General features: G+C 66.5%; 19 protein-coding genes and 1 tRNA gene. 14 read left to right on the forward strand and 6 right to left on the reverse strand.

What is annotated here, in order from left to right:
• Positions 1-271 precede the first annotated feature (271 nt).
• Both U4E84_RS10355 and U4E84_RS10360 read left to right on the forward strand, forming a co-directional pair.
• Complete coding sequence (locus tag U4E84_RS10355) at positions 272-1,351, forward strand: NAD(P)/FAD-dependent oxidoreductase (protein ID WP_322532015.1); 1,080 nt, start codon at positions 272-274, stop codon at positions 1,349-1,351.
• 100 nt (positions 1,352-1,451) lie between these two features.
• Positions 1,452-2,225 carry an SDR family NAD(P)-dependent oxidoreductase gene (locus tag U4E84_RS10360; RefSeq protein WP_322532016.1) on the forward strand — a complete coding sequence of 258 codons (774 nt, stop codon included), beginning with the start codon at positions 1,452-1,454 and terminating at the stop codon, positions 2,223-2,225.
• A gap of 317 nt (positions 2,226-2,542) precedes the next feature.
• Here U4E84_RS10360 and U4E84_RS10365 read toward each other — a convergent pair.
• Positions 2,543-2,613: transfer RNA gene (locus tag U4E84_RS10365), tRNA-Gly, on the reverse strand.
• 220 nt (positions 2,614-2,833) lie between these two features.
• On the opposite strand from U4E84_RS10365, the gene U4E84_RS10370 reads away from it, so the two are divergent.
• Positions 2,834-3,358, forward strand: coding sequence for a DoxX family protein (locus U4E84_RS10370; RefSeq protein ID WP_322532017.1), 525 nt, complete (start codon positions 2,834-2,836; stop codon positions 3,356-3,358).
• A gap of 13 nt (positions 3,359-3,371) precedes the next feature.
• Positions 3,372-3,656 carry a hypothetical protein gene (locus tag U4E84_RS10375; protein WP_322532018.1) on the forward strand — a complete coding sequence of 95 codons (285 nt, stop codon included), beginning with the start codon at positions 3,372-3,374 and terminating at the stop codon, positions 3,654-3,656.
• Positions 3,657-3,785: 129 nt separating this feature from the next.
• Here U4E84_RS10375 and U4E84_RS10380 read toward each other — a convergent pair whose 3' ends face one another.
• From U4E84_RS10380 to U4E84_RS10390, 3 genes are all read right to left on the reverse strand, one after another.
• Positions 3,786-4,418 carry a class I SAM-dependent methyltransferase gene (locus U4E84_RS10380; RefSeq protein ID WP_322532019.1) on the reverse strand — a complete coding sequence of 211 codons (633 nt, stop codon included), beginning with the start codon at positions 4,416-4,418 and terminating at the stop codon, positions 3,786-3,788.
• Positions 4,419-4,503: 85 nt separating this feature from the next.
• A complete protein-coding gene (locus U4E84_RS10385; RefSeq protein WP_322532020.1) occupies positions 4,504-6,678 on the reverse strand; it encodes a type II secretion system F family protein in 2,175 nt (724 codons plus the stop codon).
• Positions 6,675-8,309 carry a type II/IV secretion system ATPase subunit gene (locus U4E84_RS10390; RefSeq protein ID WP_322532021.1) on the reverse strand — a complete coding sequence of 545 codons (1,635 nt, stop codon included), beginning with the start codon at positions 8,307-8,309 and terminating at the stop codon, positions 6,675-6,677. Before U4E84_RS10390 ends, U4E84_RS10385 begins: the two co-directional genes overlap by 4 nt.
• Before the next feature lie 173 nt (positions 8,310-8,482).
• On the opposite strand from U4E84_RS10390, the gene U4E84_RS10395 reads away from it, so the two are divergent.
• Positions 8,483-8,944 (forward strand): DUF5793 family protein, encoded by a 462-nt coding sequence (locus U4E84_RS10395; protein WP_322532022.1) that lies wholly within the window; start codon positions 8,483-8,485, stop codon positions 8,942-8,944.
• Between the two features lie 89 nt (positions 8,945-9,033).
• On the opposite strand, the gene U4E84_RS10400 is transcribed toward U4E84_RS10395, so the two are convergent.
• Positions 9,034-9,888 (reverse strand): SAM-dependent chlorinase/fluorinase, encoded by an 855-nt coding sequence (locus U4E84_RS10400; RefSeq protein WP_322532023.1) that lies wholly within the window; start codon positions 9,886-9,888, stop codon positions 9,034-9,036.
• 223 nt (positions 9,889-10,111) lie between these two features.
• On the opposite strand from U4E84_RS10400, the gene U4E84_RS10405 reads away from it, so the two are divergent.
• Positions 10,112-10,984 (forward strand): hypothetical protein, encoded by an 873-nt coding sequence (locus U4E84_RS10405; protein ID WP_322532024.1) that lies wholly within the window; start codon positions 10,112-10,114, stop codon positions 10,982-10,984.
• Between the two features lie 184 nt (positions 10,985-11,168).
• Here the strand turns inward: U4E84_RS10405 and U4E84_RS10410 are convergent, their stop codons facing one another.
• Positions 11,169-11,699 carry a nicotinamide-nucleotide adenylyltransferase gene (locus U4E84_RS10410; protein ID WP_322532025.1) on the reverse strand — a complete coding sequence of 177 codons (531 nt, stop codon included), beginning with the start codon at positions 11,697-11,699 and terminating at the stop codon, positions 11,169-11,171.
• A gap of 170 nt (positions 11,700-11,869) precedes the next feature.
• Here U4E84_RS10410 and lonB point away from each other — a divergent pair, with 170 nt between their 5' ends.
• The 8 genes from lonB to U4E84_RS10450 all read left to right on the forward strand — a co-directional run bounded on the left by lonB (position 11,870) and on the right by U4E84_RS10450 (position 22,240).
• Entirely contained in the window at positions 11,870-14,194 is a 2,325-nt protein-coding gene (lonB, locus tag U4E84_RS10415; RefSeq protein ID WP_322532026.1) for an ATP-dependent protease LonB, read from the forward strand.
• A gap of 429 nt (positions 14,195-14,623) precedes the next feature.
• Positions 14,624-15,016 carry a CPBP family intramembrane glutamic endopeptidase gene (locus tag U4E84_RS10420; protein ID WP_322532027.1) on the forward strand — a complete coding sequence of 131 codons (393 nt, stop codon included), beginning with the start codon at positions 14,624-14,626 and terminating at the stop codon, positions 15,014-15,016.
• 63 nt (positions 15,017-15,079) lie between these two features.
• Positions 15,080-15,862, forward strand: coding sequence for a CBS domain-containing protein (locus U4E84_RS10425; RefSeq protein WP_322532028.1), 783 nt, complete (start codon positions 15,080-15,082; stop codon positions 15,860-15,862).
• Positions 15,863-16,017: 155 nt separating this feature from the next.
• Positions 16,018-16,263: a hypothetical protein gene (locus U4E84_RS10430; RefSeq protein WP_322532029.1), complete on the forward strand. Its 246-nt coding sequence runs from the start codon at positions 16,018-16,020 to the stop codon at positions 16,261-16,263.
• 360 nt (positions 16,264-16,623) lie between these two features.
• Positions 16,624-17,280 (forward strand): hypothetical protein, encoded by a 657-nt coding sequence (locus U4E84_RS10435; RefSeq protein WP_322532030.1) that lies wholly within the window; start codon positions 16,624-16,626, stop codon positions 17,278-17,280.
• Between the two features lie 486 nt (positions 17,281-17,766).
• Complete coding sequence (locus U4E84_RS10440; protein WP_322532031.1) at positions 17,767-20,040, forward strand: AAA domain-containing protein; 2,274 nt, start codon at positions 17,767-17,769, stop codon at positions 20,038-20,040.
• 151 nt (positions 20,041-20,191) lie between these two features.
• Positions 20,192-21,691, forward strand: coding sequence for a helicase HerA domain-containing protein (locus U4E84_RS10445; RefSeq protein WP_322532032.1), 1,500 nt, complete (start codon positions 20,192-20,194; stop codon positions 21,689-21,691).
• A gap of 105 nt (positions 21,692-21,796) precedes the next feature.
• Complete coding sequence (locus tag U4E84_RS10450; protein WP_322532033.1) at positions 21,797-22,240, forward strand: hypothetical protein; 444 nt, start codon at positions 21,797-21,799, stop codon at positions 22,238-22,240.
• Positions 22,241-22,446 lie beyond the last annotated feature (206 nt).

Here is a 22,446-nt window from a genome sequence, read left to right on the forward strand (position 1 = left end):
ACCGGGGACCCCTCGACGTACTGTCCGCCCGCGATGGCGACGTACGTGGTTGCCATGTCGGCCACGGCCCCGACGACGCGGAGAGCGAGCGCGGCGACGAGTCGGGCTGACACTGCCGCACGGGACGCGACGGACGATAATAAGCTTCCGGGGCGCGCCCGAAACCGAACGACTCGACCGGAACGGCTCGGGGCGCCCGACCGCCGCCGGACTGCCGCGGACCGCGCACACCACGTGTCCATTTAAACCGTCGCGTCGCGTACGACCGACAATGAGTTCGGCAGACGACGAGTACGAGATCGCGGTGATCGGCGGCGGGCCGGCCGGGCTGACGACCGCGCTGTACGGGGCCCGACTGGGCCACGAGACGGTGCTGATCGACCGCGGCGGCGGCCGCGCGGCGATGATGGCGGACACGCACAACGTGATCGGCGTCCCCGAGGACGTCTCCGGCAACGAGTTCCTCCAGACCGGACTGGAGCAGGTGCAGTCGTACGGCGGGACCTTCGAGCGCGGCTTCGTCACCGACGTGACCGAGACCGAGGACGGCCGCTTCCGGCTGACGACGAACGACGCCGAGATCCTCGCGGACCGCGTCGTGCTGGCGACCGGCTTCTCCGACGAGCGTCCGGATCCGCCGCTGCCGCGGACGGGACGGGGTCTCCACTACTGTCTGCACTGTGACGCGTACATGTTCGTCGACGAGCCGGTGTACGTGATGGGCCACGGCGAGGCGGCCGCTCACGTCGCGATGATCATGCTGAACGTGACCGGCGACGTGGACCTCCTCACGCGCGGCGCGGAGCCGACGTGGAGCGAGGAGACCGCCGCCCAGTTGGAGGCGCACCCGGTCGACGTGGTCCACGAGGACGTCACCGGCGTCGAGAACGACCCCGACTCCGGCTGGCTCGAAGCGCTGGAGTTCGAGGACGGGACGCGACGCGAGTACCGCGGCGGCTTCCCGATGTACGGCTCCGACTACAACACGGCGCTCGCGGAGGGGCTCGGCTGCGACCTGACCGAGAGCGGCGAGGTCGACGTCGACGACCACGGACGCACCAGCGTCGACGGCGTGTTCGCGGTCGGCGACGTGACGCCGGGGCACAACCAGGTGCCCGTCGCGATGGGACAGGGCGCGAAGACCGCGCTCGCGATCCACAAGGAGATCCGCGAGTTCCCGCGCTCGAAGGAGGCGATCGCCCGGGACGGGCCGGTCGATCCCGACGAGGCGCCCGCGATCTCGCCGGAACTGCTGGCGACCGCGGTCGCGCACGAGGGACACGCCGGCGGCCCGCGTGAGGATCCGAACCGCGGGACCGAACCCGAGGCGTCCGCGGCGGACGACGACTGAGGCGCCTCGATCGCGCGTCCGGAGGCTCGTGGTCCGGTCCGACGTCCGATCGGGGACCGCGAGACCGACCTTTTTTGATCCGCTGCGCCCGACCGTCCGTATGGGCACCATCGACGCGGACTTCTCCGGCGAGACGGTCGTGGTCACGGGCGGGTCGAGCGGCATCGGCCGCGCGGTCGCGACCGGATTCGGCGACGCGGGGGCGACCGTGATCAACGCCGACGTCCGGGCGGCGCCGAAGGACGTCGACGCCGAGACGCCCACGCACGAGGCCATCGAGGAGCGCGGCGGGACCGCCGCGTACGTCGAGACCGACGTCTCCGAGCCGAGCCAGATCGAGTCGGTGATCGAGGCGGCCCGCGAGTTCGGCGGGGTCGACGTGATGGTGAACAACGCCGGCGTCCACCGAAGCCTCGAGTTCCTCGACGTCTCCCCCGAGGACTTCGAGTTCGTCCACGGCGTCAACCTCCGCGGCGCGTTCTTCGGCACGCAGCTGGCCGCCAGGGACATGATCGACCGCGGCGTCGAGGGGGCGATCGTGAACACGTCGTCTACGACGGCCGAGCGCGCGGAGCGGAACCACTCGCACTACGCGACGACGAAGGGAGGCGTCCAGATGCTCACGCGAAGCGCGGCGCTCGAACTCGACCGGCACGGGATCAGGGTGAACGCGGTCGCTCCGGGGCCGATCGCCACCGAGATCCGCGAGGGGTGGGCCGACGAGGCGAGAGGCGCTATCGAGGAGTCCGGCGGACTCCCGTCTCGGGCCGGCGCGCCCGGCGACCTGCGCGACGCGTACCTCTACCTCGCCTCCGAGGGCGCGAGCTACGTGACCGGCGAGACGGTGTGGGTCGACGGCGGCGCGAGCCTGTGAGTTCTCCTTCTCAGTATTTCCGAGCGACGCGAGGAAATCGTCGGCCGGGACCCTCGCGAGCTTGCGAGCGAGGGTACGGGCGGCGCACGACCGAAGGGAGTGCGCCGGCCGGGATTTGAACCAGAGGAAGACGGTCCTGCTCGCTCGCTTCGCTCGCTGCGCGGGCTGCGACTTCCAGGGTTCAAATCCTCGGCGTATCCTCCCGCACGACTCACTCGTCGCTGTCGCTCCTCGTTCGTCGTGTGTGGGAGGATGCGCCGGCCGGGACCCTCGCGAGCTTGCGAGCGAGGGTCCGGGCGGCGCACGACCGAAGGGAGTGCGCCGGCCGGGATTTGAACCCGGGCCATGAGCTTGGAAGGCTCAGGTCCTACCACTAGACCACCGGCGCGCGGACGCGTCCGTCGGAGACGCGTGTAATCCTACGCCGAACGGATCCAATAAACGTTCCGTGTTTCCGACGGCGCGCGCCTCCGTCGGCTCCCCACTCACTTAAAAGTCCACAATATCGCGGGTCGTTCCCGATCGCTTGGAACGCTTTTCAGCGGCTTAGAACCCGATTAGATACATATGTGTCGTCGCATCCAACGTGCACATGTGAGGTGACGACAATGTCATACCAATCGGGGAATCCCCTGGTCGACGAGGTCGAGTTCGCGCTCGACGGCCCGTGGGCGGCGTACTGGATCGCCTTCCTGCGGGTGGTCACCGGCTGGTGGTTCTTCCATGCCGGAATCACGAAGCTCATCGAGGACGGCCTCGCGTACACCTACGGGCCGACCTACATGCAGGACATGACCGGAACGGCCCTCGGCGGCATCCCCGTCTGGATGGGGAACAACCTCGCGTGGCTCATCGAGCCGGGCGTGCCCCTGTTCGAGACGCTGATCGGGCTGGCGCTGATGGTCGGCGCGTTCACCCGGTTCGCCGCGTTCGGCGGGGTCATCTTCATGGTCCTGTTCTGGGTCGGCAACGCCGGGTTCGACAACGGGCTCGTGAACAGCGACCTCATGGGGCTGCTGCTGTTCATGACGATGATCGTGCTCGCGGCCGGCCGGTACTACGGCCTCGACGCGGTCATCGAGAAGCTCGACGTCGTCGAACGGAACCCGAAGCTCCGGTACCTGCTCGGTTGAGAGGTGACACAAAATGACTGACATCATCGACAGGATGGCGATGGCGCTGAGCGCGGGACTGATGCTGCTCGGGATCGTCGGCATGGGGATCATCGAGATCCTGGCCGGGGAGCCGTACGGCCCGGTTCCGATCACCAACGACGCCGGCGACGTCGTGGCGAGCCCGCTGTTCTCGGCGGAGCTCCGCACGGGCGTCGTGCTCGCCGGGATCGCGGTGCTCGGGCTGTACGCGCTCTACAAGATCGTGACCCCGCTCGCGGAGGACGCGAGAGCGGGCCACGAGCTCCCGGCCGACTGAACCGCCCCGCGACCGAGCCGCCGCGACCCGTGGCCGAACCGCCGCGATAGCGCTGCGGTGGCGCGCGACCGCTTTCTGCGCGACGTTCGACCGTTTTGTTCCGTGCCGCTCTGTCGATCGAGTCGCCGCTCACTCGTCAGCGACGGTGACGACCGCGTAGCAGTTCCCGCTGGAGACCTCGACGTCGACCGGATCGAGAGCGCTCGCGGCGAGGTCGGCTTCGAACTCCTCGGACGAGTAGACGTGGTAGTACCGGGGGACGGTCTCGCCGCCGGGCAGCGTCCAGTCGACCGTCGTGTCGAACCCCTCCTCCCGGTCGAACCGATCGTGGGCAGTGCTCCACGCGCTCACGAGCGCGGTCCCGCCCGGTGCGAGGACCCGCGCGAGTTCGTTCAGGCTCCGGAGCCGCGCGTCGCGCGGCGAGAGGTGGTGGAGCGCGGCGACGTACGTCGCGAGCCCGACCGCGTCGTCGGCGATCGGGAGGGAGGCGGCGTCGCCGTGAACGAGGTCGAGCGTCTTGGCGAAGCCGCGCTCGCGGGCTCGCGCGGCCGCCTCACGCAGGAGCTCTCGGCTCAGGTCGACCCCGACGACCGCCTCGGCGCGCTCCGCGAGCAGCTCCGCGTGCCGTCCGTTGCCGCAGCCGACGTCGAGCGCGCGCGCCGCGGAGCGGCCCGCGAGGAACGACTCGACCTCCGGCCAGGCGTACTCCCGCGTCTTCGCGAAGTGCGCGGCGATGCGGTCGTACGTCGACTGCGGGTCCATGCCGGACGGTCGGCGTCGAGCGACATAGCTCCGGTGCTCGGTCGCAGGCGCCGCGGCGGGACGGCCCCTCGACCCGTGCGACGGGTCAGACCAGGTCGATGACGACGAAGGCGACGAGCGTCAAGACCAGGAGGACGACCGCGTGTTTCGCGCCGTCGTTGACCGACCCCTCGCCGAGCTGACCGGCGACGAGGCCGGAACAGAGCGCCTGCACCGCCGCGGCGTGGAAGAACAGCTGCTCGTAGGCGGACGCGTCGACGTCGCCGAGGCCGCCGGTGATTCCGGTGGGACCGCCCGGGAGGTCTTCGGCGCCGCCGGCGCTCGGGATCGCCGCCTGCTCGATCGCCGGGATGAACGAGACGGACAGCGAGGCGATGATCCCGAGGAACACCAGGAAGGAGATGTAGATCACGATGAGGTACGTCACCATCACCTGTCGGCGCTCCCGGCGGAGCGACCACGTCGCGCGCGCCTCGTCGGCCGCGATGCGGAGCACGGGACCGACGTCGCCGCTCGCGTGGATCGCGTTCGTCGTTAACGCGACCGCGCGCGAGGTCATCGGCGACCGGACCCGCCGCTCCAGCCGTCGGAGCGCGGTGCTCACGTCGGCCCCCCAGTCGATGTCGCGTCTGGTGCGCTCCAGGTCGGCCGTCAGCGCCTCCAGGTTCGAGTCGGCGACCCGTCGGACGCTCCCGACGACGGACGTGCCGGCCTCGTTGACGCTCGCGAGCCGGTCGAGGAGGTCCGGGACCGACGCCTCGATCCGGCGGATCCGTCGCTTCCCGGCCTCGTAGACGACCGCGTACGCCGCGAGGACGAGCGCCGCCGCCGCGACGACGGGGGTCTCCACCTGCGCGACCATCTCCGTCGGCGCTCCCCGCGTGACCGGGAAGGCGAAGGCGAGCAGCCCGAGGACCGCGAGCGGGACGGTCACGACGAACGTGGACCGAGGCGCAGCGAGCACGCTCTCGACCGGCGACGTCGCCCACCGACGCAGCCGTCGGACCCGGTCGTAGGCACGGAGTCGCTCCCGGCTCGCGGCCCAGGGGTCCCGGTCGCTCACGCTTCTCGCGTCGCTCCCGGTTCTCCCGCCGCCCTCCGCGCCGTCCGCGCCGACCGCGACGCCGCCGTCGGACCGCACCCCGGTGCTCGCCACGTGTCGCGTTCCTGCCTCGCGCGCGTCGCTGGCGGCGCCCTCCGACAGCCCGACGGTCTCCGCCCCCCCGATTCCCTGCGTCACGCTGTCGACGTAGACGACGAATCCGAACGTTCCGAGCGGGATGCCGAGGTAGACGACGACGCGCAGCAGCGGGAGCGTGTCCTCCAAGACGAGTCCGATGACGACGAGGATCGTGATGAAAAACAGCGGTCCGGCGACCAAGGCCGTGACGTACGCCTCCGCGAACGTCGAGAGCAGCTCGAGGTAGCGCTCCTGTTTCGACTCGGCCGCCTCCTGGTACAGCTCGTACTGGTCGGAGAGGAACGCCGAGATCGACTGGCCGGTGCCGAGCACCGAGGCGAGGTTCTCCGAGAAGTCGGCGAGGTCGTCGCTCGGCGTCCGGCGCGCCGTCCGCTGGAGCGCCGTCAGCGCGTCCGTTCCGAAGGCGTTCATGTCGCGCACGGCGACCGACAGCTCCGTGGCCGCCTCGCCGTAGACTCCCTCGTTCTCCGCGAGCGTGTCCATCACGCGCGGGAACGCCATCCCCGACCGCGAGAGCGCGTACACGAACGCGACCGTCCGCGGGAGGGTGGCGTCGATCTCGGCCGCCCTCGCGTGCGCGCGCTGACGGAGCAGCTCCCACCGCCCGTAGTACGCGCCGACCCCGAGCGCGGACCCGAGGGTCGCCGAGGCGAAGGCCAAAAGCAGGAACAGCTGCGGGAGATCGAGCGTCGAGAGCCGGGCGACGCCAGCGAGGAACGCGAGAGACGCGGGCAGCGCCTCGCGGATCGCCGCCTCGCCGACGTCGAGTGCCGCGAGCAGCGCCGCGGCGGCGTACACGCCGACGACGCTCCCCGCGACGCCGAGGACGGCCGCGTACAGCAGCGTCCGGGCGGCGTACGCCCGGTGAGTCCCGGTGACGTGAGCGGCGTGCAGCAGGTCGCGCTGGCGCCGCCGCCGGCTCCCGTCCTCGCCGACGTAGTCGCCGAAGACCGACAGCGCGAGCCGAGTGACGAACAGGTCGGCCCGCCGGTCCAGCGCCGGCGTCAGCAGCGCCAGACACAGCCCGACGGCGAGGACGAGGGGGACGTACGCGATCATCGCGAGTCGGCTCCGCCCCCGTCGACCCGCTCTTCGAGCCGGTCCATCACGCGGTCGGGGGCCGCGTAGTACTCGTTGACGAGGGCGGTGAACGTCCGGTAGTCCGTGACGCCGAGCTCTCGGAGCGCCTCCAGGAACCGTTCGCGGCGTCGGATCTCTCGGAGCAGTTCGGCGCGGGACCAGCCGCGCTCGTCGGCGATCTCGGCCATGAGCGAGGAGTCGTCGCGGCGGAACTCGTCGGTCTCGGCGTCCCACTCGAACGCGGAGGAGTAGTCGAGCTCGCCGGTGCGCTGGTCGATCCCCCCGATCTCGCCGATCGTCTTCGCGCGCCGGACGCGCTGGTCGCCGGAGCGGGTCAGCGTCTGGATCGAGAGCATGTCCAGCGACTGCACCATCGCGCGCGGCACGTTGATCGGCTCGTTCTCCAGCCGGTTGATCACCGTCTCGATCGAGTCGGCGTGCATTGTCGAGAACGTGGTGTGGCCCGTGTTCATCGCCTGGAACAGCGTGATCGCCTCGTCGCCGCGCACCTCGCCGACGACGATGTACTCCGGTCGGTGACGCAGCGCCGAGCGGAGCAGGTCGTACATGTCGATGTCGGTCCCCTCGTAGCGCCGCTCGCGGGTGACCGACGAGAGCCAGTTGTCGTGGTAGAGGGAGAGCTCGCGGGTGTCCTCGATGGTGAGCACCTTCGCGCGCGGCGGGATGAACATCGACACCGCGTTCATCGAGGTGGTCTTCCCCGAGGCGGTGCCGCCCGCGAAGATGAGGCTCTTGTTGTGCTCGATACAGAGCCAGAAGTACGCCATCTGCTCGACCGAGAACGTGCCGTACTCCACCAGGTCGATCGGCGTGAACGGGTCCTCGGCGTACTGGCGGATCGTGAACGCGGAGCCGCGGGGGGTCACCTCCTCGCCGAGCGCGAGCTCGGCGCGGGAGCCGTCCTGCAGCGTCGTCTCCACGATCGGGTCGCCGACGGAGACGTGGCGCCCGGACTGCTGGGCGAGCCGAATGACGTAGCTGTCGAGCTCGCGCTCGCCGAACGAGACGTTCGTCTCGACGTCCGTGTGCTCGTCGTGGTACACGAAGATGGGGAGGTCGTAGCCGTCACACGAGACGTCCTCGATGTGATGGTCGTTCAGCAGCGGGTCGACCTTCCCGTACCCGCGGAAGTCGCGGTAGAGGTAGTACGCGATCGCGTGGAACGTCCGCATTCCGGCGTCGACGCCGTACCCCTCCAGTAACCCCTCCAGCTCGGTGCGGAGCGTCTCCTCGTCCGTCTTTCCGGTCCCCTCGCGGTACAGCAGGGGGTCGCGGATGTCGTCGACGACGCGGTCGAGGAGGTCGCGCTCGAAGCCGTCGAGGTCCGGCTCGACCGCGTAGTACCGGTGTTCGCTCTCCGCGTCGTCGTAGGTGATCACGACGTAGGCGTACGGGGCGTTCACCCAGTAGCGGTCGATCTCGCGCTCGCCGTCCGGGACGTCGAAGGACGCCAGGGGGCCGTCCTCGGCCGGCCGGAAGGGGCGGACGTCGATCTCCGACCCCCGTAGCACCTCCCACGTTCGCGAGAGCCGCCGCCGAAGCGCCGCGATGTGATCCTCCACGTCGCCTCCGCGTGCGTCACTCGCCATCGTCGTTACGGACGCGTATGCGGCGTGGTGCTTTAAAACTCACCGGGCGAGTATCAGCCGCGAGACCGCGCCGGACGGACGCGTGAGACTGGTCCGGCGCGTCAGACGCGGGCGATCTCGGGGAGTCCGCCCGTTACGTTGATAGGCGCCGGCCGCGAAGAGTCGAGTAGGAAATGCGGCGTGACTACTTCGAACTGACCGTCGAGGGCGTCGGTGACGGCGCCGACGCCCGGGCGACGCCCATGGTCCGGATCGACTTCCACGGTCCGGAGGGGCTGTTGCGCGACCGTCTCTCGGACGCGGACGGCGACTTACTCGACGCCGCCGAGATCGACGTGGCGTTCCGGCTTCGAGAGTCGCTGTCGGACGCCGACGACCCCGAGGGCGTGGTCGGCGTGACGAACCGGTTCACCGGCGACTTCATCCTGGAACTCAACGAGACGGCCACCGACGTGCTCCCGTTCATCCACGCCGCGCGCGACTCGGCGGGCGACGAGGACGCCCACTACCGGGTCGAGATCGACGTCGACGGCGATCGACTCGTCGCCTACGACAAGAACACCTTCCTCGTGTACGACCACGAGGGGAACCTCCTGCGGAACGAGAGCCTGATCCCCTCCGGCGTCGAGCTGTGAGCTGACCCGCGGCCGAAACTCCCCGTCTCTCCCCGGCGTCGTCTTCGCGTTCCGCGTACCGTTCTGTACCTTCCCGCTCCACTACCGTCTCACAGGCTCACGTTGTCGGCGACGAGCCGCACGTCGTCGCCGGGGCGTAGGTCGAACGCCCCGTCGCCGCGCCCGTCGTTCACGTCGCACTCGACGTAGCCGTGGCTCCCGACGGTGACCAGCCGCTCGCCGGGACCGACCGCCCCGAACGTCTCCGCGACGGGCGTGAGCTCTCCGTTCACCCGGATCCAGTCGCGCCCGCGGACCAGCTCGCCGGGTACGTTCGTGACGACGTTGCCGAACCGGTCGATCACGAGCACCTCGCCGTCGACGGCGACGGCCTCGCCGTCGTCGCGCTCGACGGTCGGCTCCGGGAAGGCGATGTCGACGGGGTCCGCGGCGGGCGAGAGCTCGTCCATCGACGCGAGCGCGGCCGAGAGGGCCTCGGGATCCGCCCCCGCCGACGCGTCGTCGAGCGTCGTCCGGACCCGCGCGGCGACCGGCGCGAACACGTCCCGGCCGTGGAACGTCTGGCTCGCGGGGTCGTCGACGTCGACGACGAACGCCTCCACGTCGGGGGCGTCGTCTCCCGCCGCCGACCGCTCCGCCGCCCCGTCGGCGAGCGCGCGGGCGGGAGGCATCGCCAGCCCGTTGTCGGGCGCGACGAGGACGTGGGCGCCGGCGCGGACGACGAGGGCGTCGCGGTCGGTGCCGACGCCGGGGTCGACGACCGCGCAGTGGACGGCGGGCGGGAACTCCGGGAGGACGAACCGCAGCCAGAAGGCGGCCGCTCGCGGGTCCCCGCGCGGGAGGTCGTGAGCGACGTCGATCATCTCGGCGTCGGTGCGACGCCGGATCACTCCCTTCATCGCGGCCGGGTACGGCGAGCCGAAGTCGGACGTGAGCGTGATCACGGGCGATCCGCGGTGCGGCTCGCTCTTAAAAGGGACGGGCGACGGGTTCCGGGTGGAACGCGGCGTCGACGCTCCCCGCCTGTGCAGCGTCCTACTTGTGAATCGCTGTGGGTAGGATAGGTTTACAAAAAATAATAGGATATTTACATTTTACGAGTGGCGCTTTCAGCATGTCATGCCATCGCTCCTCAGGTGGGTATACTATCAGTACGTGGGCGTGGCGATGTCCCTACTCTCACGGTTCCCGGTCGGGACGAACGTCTACGAGCGCGAGTGGGACGCGCTGATCGTTCTCGACACCTGCCGCGTCGACGCCCTCCGTGAGGTCGCCCCGGAGTACGACTTCATCCGCGACGTCGACGCGATCTGGTCCGTGGGTTCCGCCTCCGCCGAGTGGATCGCCCAGACGTTCACCGAACGCTACCGCGAAGAGGTCGAGCGAACAGCGCTCGTGACGGCCAACGCGTTCGCCCAACGCGTGCTCGGAGACCGCGAGTTCCCCGAAGACGGCCGCGGGATATCGTACACCGATTGGGACACCCTCCACCTCAACGACTTCGATCACGTCGATCAGCCGTGGAAGTACGCCGAGCCGGCACCGGTGGGACAGTGTCTCCCCCGCCCGGTCACCGAACGGGCGATCAGCGTCGGTCGGTCGGTCGATCCCGATCGGCTCGTCGTCCACTACGAGCAACCGCACCACCCCTTCACCGCCAGGGCGATCGAAGAAGGCCGAACGGAGCTGTACCCCTGGGAGGGCGAGCCCTTCGGGTACCTGAAAGACGGGGGCGAATACGAACGGGTGTGGGAGGCGTATCTCGACAACCTCCGGTGGGTGCTCGACGAGGTTGCGATCCTGCTGGAGAACCTCGACGCGGACCGGGTCGTCCTCTCCGCCGATCACGGCAACGCCTACGGCGAGTGGGGGATGTACATGCACCGTTACGCCGTCCCGGTGCCGGAGGTCCGGCGCGTCCCCTGGGCGAAGACCACGGCGACCGACGAGGAGACCTTCGAACCCACGCTCGAACCCCCCGGAGTGGAACCCGGCATCGATACCGGAGCGCACCTGCAAGAGCTGGGTTACCTCGTCTGAGCCGACCCCGTTTCGGAACCGATGCAGACCGTTCGCGGATATCGAGCGGTCACGGGGCGAGTCCGAGGCGCGTCGGCCGTTTCAAACCGGCCCGCGTGGGGCGATTCCCCGTCCACGACGCCGAGTGCTCCGACAGTACCCGTTTTCAACAGTGCCCGTTTTTCAGAACCACGCTATCGCGCTCTCACGCGTCCGCCGGGTTCTCGCCGTTCGCGTCGGTCTCGGCGATCCGGCGGACGCGCTCGACCCCGTCGACCTCTTCGATCACGTCGCTCACGGCCTCCGGGACGAGCGACTCCCAGTCGCGGCCGTGGATTATTCGCTCGCGGAGCTCCGCGCCCTCCAGTACGTCGCGGCGGAACATGGGAGAGCCCCGAACCTCGACGCCCGCCTCCTCGAACAGCCGGACGACGAGCGGGTTGTTCGAGTACGCCACGTCGAACCGCGGCGTCATGCTCTGGACGTGGCTCACCCACACCGAGTTGCGGTCGAGGTCCTCGATGGGGACGACGTAGGTGGTGACGTCGAGGTGCTCGACGGCCTTCGTCACCATCATCACGCGCTCACCGGCGGTGAACGGGTTTCGGGTGGTGTGAGAGTCGCCGGCGGAGCCGATCCCGAGGACCAGCTCGTCGACCTCCTCGGCGATCTCCTCGACCATGTGCCGGTGGCCGTCGTGAAACGGCTGGTACCGCCCGATGTAGAACCCGCGCATGGATCCACGTTGGGCGACCATCATTTATAAAGATCGCGGGAGGTCTCGAACCGCAATATCGGGCTCATTGGCCGCTCTCCGTGGGGTTTCGTTGGATGTCGGCGGATCGCCCGCGGGGAGAAAGTATATCAGTAGCCGACCCTTCGTTTTCGCTAGCGACACCCGATTCTATGAGCAACGAAAAGGACGCGAACGACCCGCCCTCCGAGGACCCAGAGAGCCCGGACCGGACCGGATCGGGGTTCGCGGATCCGGCGGGGAACGGCGAGGACGCTCCCGACGACGCCGCTCCCGACGACGGGGCCCGTGAGTCCGACGAGGCCGATACGGCCGAGGAGACCGACGAGTCGGCGGACGGCGAGGAGCCGGACGAGACCGGCGAGTCGACCGACGACGCCCCGAACGAGGTCTGGGACGACGGGATCGTCGTCGACGACGACGGCCCGGACGACGCCGGAGCCGGGTACGACGAAGAGGGCGGCGTCACCCCCGAGGGTGCCTCCGAAGAGAGCGAAGACGCCGCCGAAAGGAGCGAGGGCGGCAGCATCGACGAGCTCGGCAGCTCCGTCGAGGTCGAGGGCGCGGAGATCGACGAGGACCCGGACGAGGACGACCTCCTCGGCGGACTCAAGATCGACACCACCGCCGAGCTCGAGATCCCCGACCGCCTCGTCGACCAGGTGATCGGTCAGGAGCACGCCCGGGACGTGATCATCAAGGCGGCCAAACAGCGCCGTCACGTGATGATGATCGGCTCACCCGGGACCGGAAAGTCGATGTTAGCGAAGGCGATGTCCGAGCTGCTCCCGAAAGAGGAGCTGCAGGACGTCCTGGTCTACCACAACCCGGATGACGGCAACAAGCCGAAGATCCGGACGGTGCCCGCCGGCAAGGGCCAGCAGATCGTCGACGCGCACCGCGAGGAGGCGCGCAAGCGCAACCAGATGCGGTCGTTGCTGATGTGGATCATCATCGCCGTCGTGTTGGGCTACGCGCTCATCATCGTCGGGCAGATCCTCGTCGGCATCATCGCCGCCGGGGTCGTCTACCTCGTCTTCCGCTACCTCAACCGCGGCTCCGACGCGATGATCCCGAACCTGCTGGTGAACAACGGCGAGACGAAGACCGCGCCGTTCCGCGACGCGACCGGCGCGCACGCCGGCGCGCTGCTCGGCGACGTCCGCCACGACCCGTTCCAGTCCGGTGGGATGGAGACACCCAGCCACGACCGCGTCGAGGCCGGCGCCATCCACAAGGCGAACAAGGGCGTGCTGTTCATCGACGAGATCAACACGCTGGACATCCGCTCCCAGCAGCACCTCATGACGGCGATCCAGGAGGGCGAGTTCTCGATCACGGGCCAGTCCGAGCGCTCCTCGGGCGCGATGGTCCAGACCGAGCCCGTCCCGACGGACTTCGTCATGATCGCGGCCGGGAACCTCGACGCGATGGAGAACATGCACCCGGCGCTCCGGAGCCGGATCAAGGGGTACGGCTACGAGGTGTACATGGAGGACACGATCGAGGACACCCCGGAGATGCGCCGGAAGTACGTCCGGTTCATCGCCCAGGAGGTCGCGAAGGACGGCCGCCTGCCGGAGTTCACCGCCGAGGCGGTCGAGGAGGTCATCCTCGAGGCCAAGCGGCGCTCCGGCCGGAAGGGCCACCTCACCCTCCTGTTCCGGAACCTCGGCGGGCTCGTCCGCGTCGCCGGCGACATCGCCCGCGGCGAGGAGGCGGAGCACACCACCCGCGAACACGTGCTGTCCGCGAAGGGGCGCTCGCGCTCCATCGAACAGCAGCTCGCGGACGACTTCATCGAGCGGCGGAAGGACTACGAGCTGCAGGTCTCCGACGGCTACGTCGTCGGCCGCGTCAACGGGCTCGCCGTGATGGGCGAGGACTCCGGGATCATGCTCCCGGTGATGGCCGAGGTCGCGCCCTCGCAGGGGCCCGGCGAGGTGATCGCCACCGGCCAGCTGAAGGAGATGGCCCAGGAGTCGGTGTCAAACGTCTCCGCGATCATCAAGAAGTTCTCCGACGAGAACATCTCGGAGATGGACATCCACATCCAGTTCGTGCAGGCGGGCCAGCAGGGCGTCGACGGGGATAGCGCGTCCATCACGGTCGCGACCGCCGTCATCAGCGCGCTGGAGGACGTCGGCGTCGACCAGAGCCTCGCGATGACCGGCTCGCTGTCGGTGCGCGGCGACGTGCTCCCCGTCGGCGGCGTGACCCACAAGATCGAGGCGGCCGCGAAGGCCGGCTGCACCCGGGTCATCATCCCGCAGGCGAACGAGCAGGACGTGATGATCGAAGACGAGTACAAGGAGATGATCGAGATCATCCCGGTCTCGCACATCAGCGAGGTGCTCGACATCGCCCTGGAGGGCGAGGCCGAGAAGGACTCGCTCGTCTCCCGGCTCAAGTCGATCACCGGCTCGGCCCTGAAGGAGGGGAGCGTCTCCGGTCCCTCCAGCCCGAGCCCGCAGTAGGACCGGCGTCCCCGCACTGACCGATGCCCGACTGGGCGACGTTCGCGCTCGCGACCGTCGCCGTGACGCTGCTGCTTCTGTTCCTCACCCGCCGCTCGCAGCGCCTGCTGGAGCGGGCGCGGATCGTCGACTCGCGGAGCGACGTCGCCGCCGATCGCAGTTTCGAGGCCGAGGGCGACGACACCTGCGGCGACGCGCCCGCCGACCGCCCGGTCCTCACGACGCGGCTCCTGTTGGCCAACGCCGCGGCCTCGCAGGCGGGCGGACTCGCCGTCCTCGTCGCGGTCGCGTGGTGGACGGCGGTGCCGGCGTCGGCGTTCGGCGTCGGCGGCGCGCATCCGACGCTCGGCGCGCCGGCGTTCGGCTCTCTCGGGACGCTCGGGCTCGCCGCGGTCGGCGTCGTCTTCGGAGTCGCGCTCGCCGCCGGCAATGAGGCGGCCGCGCGGCTCGGCGCGCGGGTCGGCCTCGCACCCTCGGAGCGCCTTCGCACGGCGTTGGCGCCCGGCACCCCCGGCGAGTTGGGTCCTGCTGCTCGGCGTCGCCCTGCCGACCGTCGCGGTCTTCGAGGAGGCGCTGTTCCGCGGCGCGCTGGTCGGCGCGCTCGCGGCCGGCTTCGCGGTCGACCCGTGGCTCCTCGCGGTCGGCTCCTCGGTCGCCTTCGGACTCGGGCACGGTGCGCAGGGGCGGCTCGGGATCGTCGCCGCCGGGGCGCTCGGCCTCGCGCTCGCGGGGCTGTTCGTCGCCACGGGGAGCCTCCTCGCTCCCGTCGTCGCCCACTACGTCGTCAACGCCGTCGAGTTCACCGTCCACGAGCGAGCGTAGCGGGTCGCTCGCGTCGGGGAGCGCCCCACCCCCTTTTTGTTCCGCCGGGTCGTACGGCGGACGATGAGCGGGAAACCGACCGTCGGCGAGTACATGACCCGCGACGTCGAGACCGTGAGCCCCGACGAGACGGTCGGCGCGGTCGCGCGACGGATGGCCGAGAGCGACGGGCACAACGGGTTCCCCGTCACCCAGGGGCGGACCGTCGAGGGGTTCGTCTCGGCGGCCGACCTGCTGCTCGCCGACGACGAGGCACCCATCTTCACCGTGATGTCCGACGACCTCATCGTCGCGCACCCCGCGATGAAGGTGACCGACGCCGCCCGCGTGATCCTGCGGTCCGGAATTCAGCGACTCCCCGTCGTCGACGACGCCGACAACCTCGTGGGGATCATCTCGAACACCGACGTGGTCCGCTCGCAGATCGAGCGCGCGACGCCGAGCAAGGTCGGCAAGCTGATGCGGACGCTCGAACAGATCCACGGCGTCGAACTCACCGAGGAGCGCCGCGAGGTGCGGCTCACCGATCTCATCCCGACGCAGGCGCGGGTGTACGCCGACGAGCTTGAGGGGCGCAAGTACGAGCTCGAGCGCGGACTCGCCGAGCCCCTCGTCGTCATCGACAACGACGGCACCCTCCACCTCGCTGACGGTCACCACCGCGTGATGGCCGCCCACGAGGCGGGGATCGAGACGATGGACGCGTACGTGATCGTCCCGGCCCGCGCGATCGACCTCGGAATGGCCAAGACCGCCGAGAAGGAGGGGCTCCGCGCCATCACCGACATCGAGATCGTCGACTACGCGCGCCACCCGCTCGTGGAGACGACGAAGCGGCTGCAGTGAGCGTTCGCGGACCGAGCGACGAACCGGGCGTAGCCGTCTCGCCGACGAGAGCCCGATGTGGCCGGCACCACCGTCGAGCCCCGCCGCCGACCGCCCGCGACTTCCGTCCCCGAGCAGACGACAGATTTTTGTAAGCTCGCAGAGAAGTAACAGGTATGAAAGCGCGCATCAAGAACGCGATGTCCCGAGCGAAGTGCGCCGCGATCGGCGCGGCCGTCGGCGCTGCGATCGGCGGGTTGATCAGCCGAAACGCCGCGAGCACCGGCGGGGCCCTCGGCGGGCTCGCCGGCGCGACGATCGCCGACCTCCGCTCCGATCCGAACGGTTTCCTCTCCGCACTCCGATCCGGCGAGAGCGACGACGAAGGCGACGGAGACGCCGACGCGACGGCCGCGGAGTAGTCCCAGCGCGTCCGCTTCGCCGACTCCGAGGACGCGTACGACGACCGGCTTCACGAGACGACCGTCGGGGCGACTCGTGAGACGGTCCGCGAGCGCCCCGACAACGGACAGCTGATCCGCGCAGTGCGGACCACTGGCGGCGTGGCCAGCGAACTGGTATCGGACGTCTCACCGAGTGTCGACGTCGGCGGGACGCAGGTGATAGCGTTCAGAGCGCCGATTGTATGCGAACGCGAACGATACCACCTAGCGAACCGTCGACCAGTGAGATCAAGCGCCGTCTGGCAATTCAGTTGAGCCGGTAGGTTTTATTACCGGCCTCGAGACAGTCCTCATCGCATGAAAGCCGGTGTACTTGGTGTGCTGGAGGACGATTTCTCCAGATTTGAACCCTACCGCGGGAGTCGGAAGGAAGATGGACGGGACCTCACTGACCAGATCGATATCACGGGGGTGGCTCGAACAGCAGACGGGATCGATATCAACGAGGGTGTTGCTGCTCGGGAGACCCTCGCTACACGTGAGTCCGCTGCCATCGAGTTCGACGAAATCTCCGTTGATCAAGAGATGGACGTCGTAACACGACACACCGAATTTGCCGGGATTCCCGGCGAAGTCGTCGTCGTCGCAAATACGTCGGGTCTCTTCTTCTACGACGTACTCCAACGGGCGATCAGCGTGACTCCCGAACGCGCTCAGATCGATCTCGACGGCGTTCTCTCGGAATTCTCTGACCCATCGCTCTGGAAGGTCGGCTTCTACGATCGAGACGCCGGCGCCGAGAACGGGGTGATCCACGGGACCGAGCTCCAAGCGGACCCGGCGTTCTCAAACCACCTGACGAGCGGCGCGAAAAACCAGCTCGGAATGCGAGTGTCGCTGGATGGAACCGAGTACAACCTCAACATTACCGAATCTGGATATTTCGAGATCTACGAACCTCGTGATCTCGAAACGAAGGCGTTCCTCCAGTTTATTGTAGACTACGTCGCACCTCACTTCTCAGCGACTCAGTAACCAAATTCACATCCGGCCTCACTCAGGATCGAGCGAACTGGTCTGACCGGTTCCGTGATATTTTCGAGACAGTGGCTGTGGATCCGTGATGTTTCACACCGAAGGCTACTAGTCGTTCGATACATTCTTGGAGGTAGCTATGTATCGGCAATTGGTACGAGGCGTTTCATTGGCGTTCAGGTCACACTGAAACACGACGTCGAAGAACGCGCCATATGGGACGGAATGACGGAGCTCGCAAATGACGTCGGGAAACTCACCAAATCGGGATACATCGACTTCCTCGTCACGGTTCAGCGCATATTATGACTCACCTTCAACCGCCATGACACTCGAAGCAAGTTCGAATTCGCCGGCATGGGAGGCTCGATATCTCTTCGATAGCGGGTATCGCGACGCTATCATCTCGTTTCACCGTGAGTGTGCCGTCGAGTACGATGGACGGGGAGACTTCACAAGGGGCCAAAGCGGCTGGAGGGGTCCACGATGAGCGAATCTCTCACTGCGGTTTATCACGCGTTCACAAATCTTCCGCAGCGCCCAGCAGTGTTCGACCGTGAGGCCCGCGAGTATGCTGGCCAGTGGTGGCTCCAGTCGCCGGTCGACGTCGAAGCGATTTTCGACGCGTTCCGCACCGTCGACGGGATCCAGGTCGATGACCATCGACTTCGTGTTCCGATTCACGAACCGGATTCGGCCGAACTCACGGGCGAATTTCTGTTGTATGATGCGTCTAACGGCGCGACAACCGTGTCGTTCTATGACTTCTCACGGCGGCGCTTGATCGAGATCGATATCGAGGAACTCCGGTACTCCTACCCTGCGTGGCGGATTCGGTTCTGGTCGCCTCGGACGAACCCCGGTGAAGCGCCATCGTACCTGAAAAGCAGTGACCCGGATCTGCCAGCGAATTCGACGGCACAGGGCGGTGTCGAACCGTCACTGGCTACATCGGCTGCCGTGGATGCGTCACCATCTACTGAACTGTTCGAGAACCTTCGTTCATTTGTCGAGCGCGAACGCGAAGCAGAACGGGCAAAAAGACGACAGACGTATGCTTCGATGAGGCGTCAGGAGTTCTTCAAGGAATTTAACGGCGTCCGATCGGTCGCCCCTGTCGGCAGAGAAGTCGGTGACTACGGGGAGCAGATCGTGAAACTTCGCATCTCGGTAGATCCGGACACTGACACCGTCGATGTTCCGGGAGAGTACGGGCTGTATCCTGGAAGTGAGATATTCATCGACCGTGTCGACGATGGCACTGGGTTCCCCGTCGAGGCGGAACTCTTCGACATCGACGGTCGAACGCTTGGGGTCGGCGTGTACTGGGACTCGTCGAACGACAAGGCTGCGGCCGAAGCCGCGTTTGGTGAGGACAGCGAGGTCGAGTTCGTCGTGGCCGAGTTGGTAAATCCGGTCCCGTTCGATCGCCAATTAGACGCGATTTCAACCGTGGAGTCCGACGAGCGAAAGCGCACCATCGTAACCGGCGAGAAATCGCTCGAGACGGAGGAATCCAGCTATGCGCACGTCGGTGGAGACCTGAACGCGACGCAGCAAACGGCGGCTCGGAACGCGCTCCGCGCTGAGGATGTGTACTGTATCCACGGCCCGCCGGGTACCGGCAAGACGAGGACGCTCACGGCAATTATTCGCGCTGCTGTCGATGAGAACCTCCGCGTGCTCGCGTGTGCGCATTCGAATCAGGCAGTCGACAACCTCCTCGTAGGATCGAGTACATCGAATCGGCTAGATCCGCGGTCGATACACGCGGATGCCGTGGAGGGCGAGCTCGATATCACGCGCGTCGGCTCGAACTCAACCAATTCGATCGTGGAGGAACGCTATGTCGACGGCGACGTCTGGCACGCAGACGTGGTGGGTGCGACGATGAGCGCCGCGAGCGACCTCGCGGACGACATGTTCGATATTACCGTTATCGACGAAGCTACGCAAGCAACGATTCCGTCCACGTTTATTCCGTTCACAAAAGCGGAGAAGGCGGTGCTCGCGGGCGACCACAAACAGCTTCCCCCGTATCACTCTGACGAACGTCAGATCGTTGAGCAGCCGGAATTCTCTCTGTTCGAACACCTGATCGGACTCTACGGTGCAGACAGGCTTCGTACAACATTGACGACGCAGTACCGCATGCACGAAGACATCGCTGCGTTTCCCAACCAGGCGTTTTACGATGGTGTTTTGACGCACGGACAGCGGAACCGGCGTTGGACGATCGGGCCGCTTGACCCAGTCGTCGCTTACGACGTACAGGGGACGGAGGAGCGAACGCCGGGGCACTCGTACTTCAACCGAGCAGAGGCCGAGATCGTCGCCAAGGAAGTCGAGCGGCTGTTCCGCCACGGATTACTGGCCGACGAAATTGGTATCATAACGCCGTATGACGGCCAGATCGGGATCATTCGGTCTCAACTCAATCAGGAACTCGGCGCGTCGAGCGCGGCTGAGGTAAAGGTCGACACGATCGATTCGTTCCAGGGCGGCGAGCGTGAGGCGGTGATCGTGTCGTTCGTTCGAAGCAACGACGAGGGTGAGATCGGGTTCCTCGGTTTCCCCGTCGAGGGGCCGCGTCGACTCAACGTTGCGCTAACGCGAGCGCAGAAACGACTGGTACTGATCGGTGACTGGGACACTCTCACAACGGAGTCACAGACTGATGGCGAGTCGGCGACGTACTACTATCAGTCGTTACAGGAACATCTCGCGTCAATGAACACATTTGCCGACCCCCCGAACTAGCTAGTCGGACAGGAATACCCGTGATATCCGGGTTTGGCCCCGATATCGCCCCAGTACTCTTTGGCTCAAGAGGGAGTTCGATTCATCCATTGAGTTTTCTGACAGGTGACACCAAGCATATAGTGGTGCGTTGCGAGGGGTCAAGACGCGAATGACTGACGAGGGCCCCGAAGAGTGGATCGTCGCGACGAAAGGGGCGAAAACGCTCCCCGTCAAAGAACTGCTCACCGGCCGTGGATTTGTCTCCGGGAAGTCGGGAAGCGGGAAGAGTAACACGGTGAGCGTTCTCTGCGAGGAGCTCCTCGAGAACAACTTCCCACTCCTGATCATCGACACCGAGGGCGAATACTTCGGCCTGAAAGAGGAGTATGAACTCCTCCACGTCGGCGGCGACGAGTTCGCCGAAGTACAGGTGGGCCCTGAACACGCCGACAAGATCGCCGAGATCGCACTTGAGAAGAATCTCCCCGTCATCCTCGACGTGTCCGGATACGACGACACAGACACGTCCGAAGACCTCATTAGGCGTGTCATCGACGAGGTGTACTCGCGGGAGAAACGCATCCGGAAACCCTTCCTCCTCGTCGTCGAGGAGATGCAGGAGTATCTCCCCCAACGGGGTGGAGCGGGTGAGCTCGGCGAATTACTCGAGCGCGTCGCGAAGCGCGGCCGAAAGCGCGGTCTGGGCATGTGTGGTGTGTCGCAGCGCCCGTCGTCGGTCGATAAAGACTACATCACCCAGTGTGACTGGATGGTGTGGCATAAATTCACCTGGGAGAGTGACTTAACTGTCGTCTCCAACGTTATCGGGAAGGACCGCGCTAAGGAGTGCGAGAACTTCGACCCCGGGGAGGCCTACCTGATGACGGATTGGGACGATACGATCGAGCGGGTTCAATTCCGCCAGAAGCGAACCTTCGACGCGGGAGCGACGCCAGGGCTGGAAGCGTTCGAGCGACCTGACCTGAAACAGGTCGGTCAGCAGTTCATCTCTGAAATTGAAGGTGACGGTGTGATGTCCGACTCGAGTACAGCGTACGATGCGAGCAATAGCGCTGACGAACCTGCCACGCCAGATCCGGTCGAGTCGCCCGATGTGGATCCACTGACCGAACTCAGTGAGACGGACACCGACCGACTTCCTGTAGAGTCGACGGCTGACTCATCTGACTCTTTGGGTGAACACGTCGCTATCGACCTGGATTCCGCTGAGCTTGAACAGCTTGATGACGAGGAACTCGTCGAACGGATTAATAGAGTGACGAAGGAAAACCTCCTCCTGAAAGACGAGATCGGGGACCTCCGCGAGATATCCGACACCGACCCGAACGACGACGCATCCCCCTTCAGAGGTGGATCGCATCCCGCAGCACAGTCTAAATCTCCCCAACCGCGACGATACGGGAGCGGTCGGAGAACGGCGTCGGATGACACTCGCATCGAACCGCCGAGTCGACCGAGCCCTCCTGAGAAACAGGACGTTGAAAACGAGGCCGCTCGCGCGCTCTTCGAGTTCGGCGACCTCATGATGTACCTCTGGAAGAGCGTGCTGTATTACATCCTGTACGCTCTCTATAAGGTCAGGGTCTGGCTGTGGAGCGTTCGCAGCCAACAGGACCCATCCCAACAACAGCGTGGGAGGCCTGATTGACTGGCGTGTGGGGCCAGTCCGACGAGCGGTACCTCCGAAGGCGTTGACGTATCAATCACCTCATCGAAGGCTTATTTATACTGTCGGTTAGTTCAGGCAATCAGTATGATAGAGGAGTGGCGGGAACGGTACTTCATTCGTACCGGCGTTCTTGCCGGCTTATCGACGGTGATCATGACCGCGAGTTTCATCGGCATTCTCGCGGTAATCGAGAACCAAGTCTCCGGCCTCGAGAGCCGTGCACCGTGGTATCTCGTGTTCGCTGCGTTCGCTTTCACGGTCACCGTTGTATTCCTCGAACGGAACGACGTGGTCGGCCGAGTCATCATCGGGACCGCGCTCGCACTCGGCATCGTCTCGTTCCTGCTCAGCATGCTCACGGTCGAAGGGCTGTTCTATACGATACGCAATCCGGAGGACGTTTTCGTGAGCCGCCTCGTGCTCTACTTCCTCGCCGCTGGTCTCGTCGGCACCGGTTTCGGCTACTGGGCGATCAACCATTGGCGTGAATTCACGTCACCCGATGGGGCCGCCGAGAACCGCCTGTAAACTGGGCTTTCCTGTGCTTCAGATAGTTCTGTTGCGTGATTGGAACTCGGATTCATCATGTGGACCACTCGCAAGCGGTGTCGACAGGTTACAAGCGATCTCGAGAAAGAGGCGAGTTGGACTGACGGGCGACTCACTCACGCTGTGTTTCGGCTTCGTGAAGCGCTCGATACCTACTGAGACGGGGCCCGAAAGCGCCGAATGAC

Origin of the sequence: Halorubrum sp. AD140 (assembly GCF_034497445.1) — an archaeon.
Taxonomy (GTDB): domain Archaea; phylum Halobacteriota; class Halobacteria; order Halobacteriales; family Haloferacaceae; genus Halorubrum.

Bases quoted from the DNA above. Each gene is read 5' to 3' on its own strand.
- U4E84_RS10355 (WP_322532015.1), top strand. From the start codon at position 272: ATGAGTTCGGCAGACGACGAGTACGAGATCGCGGTGATCGGCGGCGGG.
- U4E84_RS10360 (WP_322532016.1), top strand. From the start codon at position 1,452: ATGGGCACCATCGACGCGGACTTCTCCGGCGAGACGGTCGTGGTCACG.
- U4E84_RS10370 (WP_322532017.1), top strand. From the start codon at position 2,834: ATGTCATACCAATCGGGGAATCCCCTGGTCGACGAGGTCGAGTTCGCG.
- U4E84_RS10375 (WP_322532018.1), top strand. From the start codon at position 3,372: ATGACTGACATCATCGACAGGATGGCGATGGCGCTGAGCGCGGGACTG.
- U4E84_RS10380 (WP_322532019.1), bottom strand. From the start codon at position 4,418: ATGGACCCGCAGTCGACGTACGACCGCATCGCCGCGCACTTCGCGAAG.
- U4E84_RS10385 (WP_322532020.1), bottom strand. From the start codon at position 6,678: ATGATCGCGTACGTCCCCCTCGTCCTCGCCGTCGGGCTGTGTCTGGCG.
- U4E84_RS10390 (WP_322532021.1), bottom strand. From the start codon at position 8,309: ATGGCGAGTGACGCACGCGGAGGCGACGTGGAGGATCACATCGCGGCG.
- U4E84_RS10395 (WP_322532022.1), top strand. From the start codon at position 8,483: ATGCGGCGTGACTACTTCGAACTGACCGTCGAGGGCGTCGGTGACGGC.
- U4E84_RS10405 (WP_322532024.1), top strand. From the start codon at position 10,112: ATGTCCCTACTCTCACGGTTCCCGGTCGGGACGAACGTCTACGAGCGC.
- U4E84_RS10410 (WP_322532025.1), bottom strand. From the start codon at position 11,699: ATGCGCGGGTTCTACATCGGGCGGTACCAGCCGTTTCACGACGGCCAC.
- lonB (WP_322532026.1), top strand. From the start codon at position 11,870: ATGAGCAACGAAAAGGACGCGAACGACCCGCCCTCCGAGGACCCAGAG.
- U4E84_RS10420 (WP_322532027.1), top strand. From the start codon at position 14,624: ATGAGGCGGCCGCGCGGCTCGGCGCGCGGGTCGGCCTCGCACCCTCGG.
- U4E84_RS10425 (WP_322532028.1), top strand. From the start codon at position 15,080: ATGAGCGGGAAACCGACCGTCGGCGAGTACATGACCCGCGACGTCGAG.
- U4E84_RS10430 (WP_322532029.1), top strand. From the start codon at position 16,018: ATGAAAGCGCGCATCAAGAACGCGATGTCCCGAGCGAAGTGCGCCGCG.
- U4E84_RS10440 (WP_322532031.1), top strand. From the start codon at position 17,767: ATGAGCGAATCTCTCACTGCGGTTTATCACGCGTTCACAAATCTTCCG.
- U4E84_RS10445 (WP_322532032.1), top strand. From the start codon at position 20,192: ATGACTGACGAGGGCCCCGAAGAGTGGATCGTCGCGACGAAAGGGGCG.
- U4E84_RS10450 (WP_322532033.1), top strand. From the start codon at position 21,797: ATGATAGAGGAGTGGCGGGAACGGTACTTCATTCGTACCGGCGTTCTT.